This is a genomic window from Saccharopolyspora sp. 6V, assembly GCF_020176785.1.
In the GTDB taxonomy this organism is placed as follows: domain Bacteria; phylum Actinomycetota; class Actinomycetes; order Mycobacteriales; family Pseudonocardiaceae; genus Saccharopolyspora_C; species Saccharopolyspora_C gregorii.
In genome coordinates this window covers 1-5309 of record NZ_JAIUKB010000214.1, presented here as the reverse complement: position 1 = coordinate 5309, position 5309 = coordinate 1, and the positions used below count along the sequence as shown (strand labels likewise).

General features: G+C 71.7%; 5 protein-coding genes and 1 pseudogene. All 6 read left to right on the top strand.

Going from position 1 to position 5309, the window contains the following annotated elements:
* Nucleotides 1-176, top strand: a pseudogene (locus LCD35_RS29385) (serine hydroxymethyltransferase); the annotation flags it as partial.
* Nucleotides 176-1408 carry a sarcosine oxidase subunit beta family protein gene (locus LCD35_RS29380; protein ID WP_224963071.1) on the top strand — a complete coding sequence of 411 codons (1233 nt, stop codon included), beginning with the start codon at nt 176-178 and terminating at the stop codon, nt 1406-1408. The pseudogene LCD35_RS29385 and the gene LCD35_RS29380, both read left to right, overlap by 1 nt.
* A 13-nt stretch (nt 1409-1421) precedes the next feature.
* The gene (locus LCD35_RS29375) at nt 1422-1691 is read left to right on the top strand and encodes a sarcosine oxidase subunit delta (RefSeq protein WP_224963073.1); all 270 of its coding nucleotides are present in this window, start codon (nt 1422-1424) and stop codon (nt 1689-1691) included.
* Entirely contained in the window at nt 1688-4525 is a 2838-nt protein-coding gene (locus tag LCD35_RS29370) for a 2Fe-2S iron-sulfur cluster-binding protein (RefSeq protein WP_225045295.1), read from the top strand. The genes LCD35_RS29375 and LCD35_RS29370 overlap by 4 nt, the downstream gene beginning before the upstream one ends.
* The gene (locus tag LCD35_RS29365) at nt 4518-5105 is read left to right on the top strand and encodes a sarcosine oxidase subunit gamma (protein WP_224963077.1); all 588 of its coding nucleotides are present in this window, start codon (nt 4518-4520) and stop codon (nt 5103-5105) included. The genes LCD35_RS29370 and LCD35_RS29365 overlap by 8 nt, the downstream gene beginning before the upstream one ends.
* A 47-nt stretch (nt 5106-5152) precedes the next feature.
* Nucleotides 5153-5309 (top strand): alcohol dehydrogenase catalytic domain-containing protein (locus LCD35_RS29360; protein WP_225045296.1); only part of this gene is annotated, 157 nt, incomplete at its 3' end.

The following is a 5309-nucleotide window of genomic DNA, read 5'->3' as shown; positions in this document are numbered from 1 at the left end:
GCATCGGCACCCCCGCCCTGGCCACCCGCGGCTTCACCACCACCGAATTCACCGAAGTCGCCGACATCATCGCCACAGCGCTTCGACCCACCATCGACACCGAGGCGCTGCGCGACCGCGTCGAGGCGCTCACCCGCAAGTTCCCGCTGTACCCGAACCTGAACGGAGGGCTCTGATGTCGCCGCGCACACCCGGTGCAGACCTGCCCGAGCACCCGGATCGGCTCTGGAGCTCCCCGGACCCGAGGCGCTCCTACGACGTGGTGATCGTCGGTGGCGGCGGGCACGGGCTCGCCACCGCCTACTACCTCGCCGTCAACCACGGCATCACCAACGTCGCGGTGCTGGAGAGCGGCTGGCTCGCGGGCGGGAACATGGCCCGTAACACCACGATCATCCGCTCCAACTACCTGTGGGACGAGAGCGCCGGGCTCTACGAGCACGCGCTGAAGCTGTGGGAAGGGCTCGAAGAAGCGCTGGACTACCCGCTGCTGTTCTCCCAGCGCGGCGTGCTGAACCTGGCGCACTCGCTGCAGGAGGTCCGCGACAGCGTTCGCCGCGTCGAGGCGAACAAGCTCAACGGCGTCGACGCCGAATGGCTGGATCCCGCGCAGGTCAAGGAGATCTGCCCGATCCTGAACACCTCCGAGGACCTCCGCTACCCGGTGCACGGCGGCACCTGGCAGCCGCGGGCCGGCATCGCCAAGCACGACCACGTCGCCTGGGGCTTCGCCCGCGCGCTGGACCGGATGGGCGTGGACCTGGTGCAGAACTGCCAGGTCACCGGATTCGAGACCGTCGGCGACCGGGTCGTCGGCGTCGAGACCACCCGCGGGAACATCCGCGCGGGCAAGGTCGCGCTGGCCGCCGCGGGCAGCACCTCGGTGCTCGCCGACACCATCGGGCTGCGGCTGCCGATCCAGAGCCACCCGCTGCAGGCGCTCGTGTCCGAACTGCTCGAACCCGTGCACCCCACGGTGGTCATGTCCAACGCCGTGCACGTCTACGTCAGCCAGGCGCACAAGGGAGAACTGGTCCTCGGCGCCGGCATCGACGCCTACAACTCCTACGGGCAGCGCGGCGCGTTCCACACCATCGAACGCGAGCTCACCGCGGCCGTCGAACTGTTCCCGATCTTCGCGCGGGCGCACGTGCTGCGCACCTGGGCCGGGATCGTGGACGTCACCCCCGACGCCTCCGCGATCATGGGCCGCACCCCGTTCGACGGCCTGTACGTCAACTGCGGCTGGGGCACCGGCGGGTTCAAGGCCACGCCCGGTGTCGGCTGGTGCTACGCGCACACCATCGCCCACGACGAACCGCACCCGCTCAACGCGCCCTTCGGGCTGGAGCGGTTCACCACCGGAGCCCTCGTCGACGAGCACGGCGCCGCGGGCGTCGCGCACTGAACGGAGTCCGCACATGCTGCTGATCCCCTGCCCGTGGTGCGGGCCGCGGAACGAGACCGAATTCCACTACGGCGGTCAAGCCGACGTCCGCTACCCGGACGACCCGCAGTCGGTGTCCGATGAGGACTGGGCGCGATTCCTGTTCTACCGCGCCAATCCGAAGGGCGTGTTCACCGAGCGCTGGTCGCACCACGCCGGTTGCCGGCGCTGGTTCACCGTGCAGCGCGACACCACCACCAACGAGATCCACCCCGACGGCGCGACGAGGACGGTGACCAGGTGAGCAACGAGTTCAGGACCGCCGACGGGGGGCGCATCGACCGCCGCCGGCCCGTCCGGTTCCGCTTCGACGGCCAGGACTACGAAGGCCGCGAAGGCGACACCCTCGCCTCCGCGCTGCTGGCCAACGGCGTGCACCAGATCTCCACCAGCATCAAGTACGGGCGCCCCCGCGGCATCATGGCCGCCGGGCCGGAAGACCCGAACGCCCTGGTGCAGATCGAGAAGCCGTTCCCGGAACCGATGCTGACCGCCACCACCGTCGAACTCGTCGACGGCCTGGAAGCCACCTCCATCCCCGGCCAAGGACGGCTGTCGGACGAACCCGACCCGGCCCGCTACGACGCGATGCACGCGCACTGCGACGTGCTCGTCGTCGGCGCCGGACCGGCCGGGCTGGCCGCCGCGCTGACCGCGGCCCGCAGCGGGGCGCGGGTGATCGTCGCCGACGCCGACACCGAGTTCGGCGGCGCCCTGCTCGGCAGCGGCGAAGAGCTCGACCGCAAGCCCGGCACCGACTGGGTGCGCCGCGCCGTCGCCGAACTCGAATCGCTGCCGGAGGTGCGCACCCTCCCGCGCACCACCGTCTTCGGGCACTACGAGGACGGCTACTTCGTGGCCGTGCAGCACCGCGGCGACGACGCGCCCAGCCGCCAGCGCATCTGGCGCATCCGGGCCCGCGAGACCGTGCTGGCCACCGGGGCGCACGAACGGCCCGTGGTGTTCACCGGCAACGACCGGCCCGGCACCATGCTCGCCGCGTCCGCCCGCAGCTACCTGCACCGCTACGGCGTGCTGCCCGGCACGCGGGCCGTCGTGTTCACCACCAACGACAGCGCCTACGCGGCCGCGATCGACCTCCACGACGCCGGGGTGGAGATCGCCGCCATCGTCGACGTGCGCGACGTGGTGCCCACCTACTGGGCCTCGCTGTGCGTGGAGCGCGGCATCACGATCCGCCCGGACGCCGCCGTCGTCGGCACCTCCGGCGTCGACCGGATCGTCAGCGCGCACCTCGCCGGGCTGCGCTCCGACGAGCACCAGCCGGTGACCGTCCGCCAAGTCGTGCGCTGCGACCTGCTGCTGGTCTCCGGCGGCTGGAACCCGGCGGTGCACCTGCACGCCCAGGGCCGCGGCGGGGTGCGCTACTCGGAGCGGATCGGCGGGTACGTGCCCGAGGAGGACCTGAGCTCCGTGCGGTCGGCCGGTGCCTGCGCCGGCGTGTTCGGCACCGGCGACTGCCTGCGGACCGGCGCCGAAGCGGGCGAATCCGCCGCGCGGGCCGCCGGATTCGACGCCATCGCGCCCGAACTGCCCGCGGCGAAGAACCCGCCGGTGCTGGCCGGGCGCACCACCTGGCTGCTGCCCAGCCCCGCCGACTCCGAAGGCGCCAACCAGTTCGTCGACCTCGCGCGGGACGCCACCGTCGCCGACATCCGCAAGGCCGTCGGCGCCGGGCTCGACTCGGTGGAGCACGTCAAGCGCTACACCACCATCGGCACCGCGCACGACCAGGGCAAGACCTCCGGCACCCTCACCTCCGGCATCATCGCGCAGCTGCTCGGGCGGGAACCGTCCCGCACCACCACGTTCCGCGCGCCGTACACGCCGGTCGCGTTCGCCGCCCTCGCCGGGCGCGACCGCGGCGACCTCTACGACCCGGTGCGGGTCACCGCGATGCACGACTGGCACGTGCAGCGCGGGGCGCCGTTCGAGAACGTGGGGCAGTGGAAGCGGCCCTGGTACTACCCGCGGCCCGGGGAGGACATGGAGACCGCGGTGCTGCGGGAGTGCGCGGCGGTGCGTTCCGGGGTCGGCATGCAGGACGTGTCCACCCTCGGCAAGATCGACGTGCAGGGGCCGGACGCCGCCGCGTTCCTCGACCTCGTCTACACCAACAAGATGAGCACGCTCAAGGTCGGCCGCATCCGGTACGGGCTGATGTGCACCGCGGACGGCATGGTCTTCGACGACGGCACCGTGATGCGCACCGGCGAGCAGCGGTACCTCCTCTCCACCACCTCCGGTGGCGCGGCCGGCGTGCTGGACTGGCTGGAGGAATGGCTGCAGACCGAGTGGCCGCAGCTGCGGGTGCACCTGACCTCGGTCACCGAGCAGTGGGCCACCATCGCGCTCGCCGGGCCGAAGTCCCGCGAAGTCCTCGCCCGGGTGGCCACCGGGCTGGAGCTGGACAACGACGCGTTCCCCTTCATGTCCTGGCAGGACGGCGTCGTCGCGGGCAGGAGGGCGCGGGTGTGCCGGATCAGCTTCTCCGGCGAGCTCGCCTTCGAGATCAACGTGCCCTGGTGGTACGGCCGCGAGGTGTGGGAAACCCTGCACGAAGCCGGCCGCCCCTTCGACATCACCCCGTACGGCACCGAGACGATGCACGTGCTGCGCGCGGAGAAGGGCTTCCCGATCGTCGGGCAGGACACCGACGGCACCGTCACCCCGCACGACCTCGGCATGAGCTGGGCGGTGTCGAAGAAGAAGGACGACTTCCTCGGCATGCGCTCCTTCGCCCGCGCCGACAACGCCCGGCCGGACCGCAAGCACCTCGTCGGCCTGCGACCGCAGGACGAATCCCTGGTGCTGCCGGAAGGGTCGCAGCTGGTGGCGAGCGAGGTGCTGCCCGCGCCACCGGTGCCGATGCTGGGCCACGTCACCTCCAGCTACCGCAGCGCGGTGCTCGGCGGCGGGTTCAGCCTGGCGCTGGTGAAGGGCGGGCGGGACCGCATCGGCGACACCGTCTACAGCCCGCTCGACGGCCGGCTGGTCCCGCTCACGGTCACCGAACCCGTCTTCTACGACAAGGAAGGAGCGCGCCGCGATGGCTGAGCCCTACGGAGAGTCCCCGTTGGCGACCCGGGCGGAGGCGCTCGCCGCGCGGTCCGGGCCGGACGCCGTGCACATCACCGAGGTGCCGTTCAAGGCGCAGATCACGCTGCGGGTGGACCCGAAGGGGTCCGGCGCGGAGCGGATCGGCACCGCGATCCACGCGATGCTGCCGAACCAGCCCGGCGAGGTGGTGCACGCCGAAGGAGCGCTGGTCCTCGGCCTCGGCCCGGACGAATGGCTGCTGATCGGACCGGAAGGCGCCGCCGAGTCCATTTCGGACACGTTGACCACCGCGCTCGACGGCGATCACGGCGCGGTGGTGGACGTGTCCGCGCACCGCACCATCCTGGAGGTTTCCGGGCCGCACGCCCGGGACCTGCTGAACATGGGCTGCGCGCTGGACCTGCATCCGCGCGGCTTCGCGACCGGCCGGTGCGCGCAGACGCTGCTGGCGCGGGCCGCCGTCGTGCTGGTGTGCCGGGACGCGGCGCTGCCCACCTACTGGCTGATCGTGCGTTCGTCGTTCGCGCGGTACGTCGCGGACTGGCTCATCGACGCCGCCGGCGAATACGGCTGGTGACGACCGAATCCTGCAGGACTTTCCCCACGTCTGAACTGGAGCTCTGGATGACCGAAGTGCGCGGCGTAGTGGCGACCGGCAAGGGCAAGCCGGTCGAGGTCACCACCATCATCGTTCCCGATCCCGGTCCGGGTGAGGCGGTGGTGCGGGTGCAGGCGTGCGGGGTGTGCCACACGGATCTGCATTATCGGGAGGGCGGGATCA

Bases quoted from the DNA above. Each gene is read 5' to 3' on its own strand.
- LCD35_RS29365 (WP_224963077.1), top strand. From the start codon at position 4,518: ATGGCTGAGCCCTACGGAGAGTCCCCGTTGGCGACCCGGGCGGAGGCG.
- LCD35_RS29380 (WP_224963071.1), top strand. From the start codon at position 176: ATGTCGCCGCGCACACCCGGTGCAGACCTGCCCGAGCACCCGGATCGG.
- LCD35_RS29375 (WP_224963073.1), top strand. From the start codon at position 1,422: ATGCTGCTGATCCCCTGCCCGTGGTGCGGGCCGCGGAACGAGACCGAA.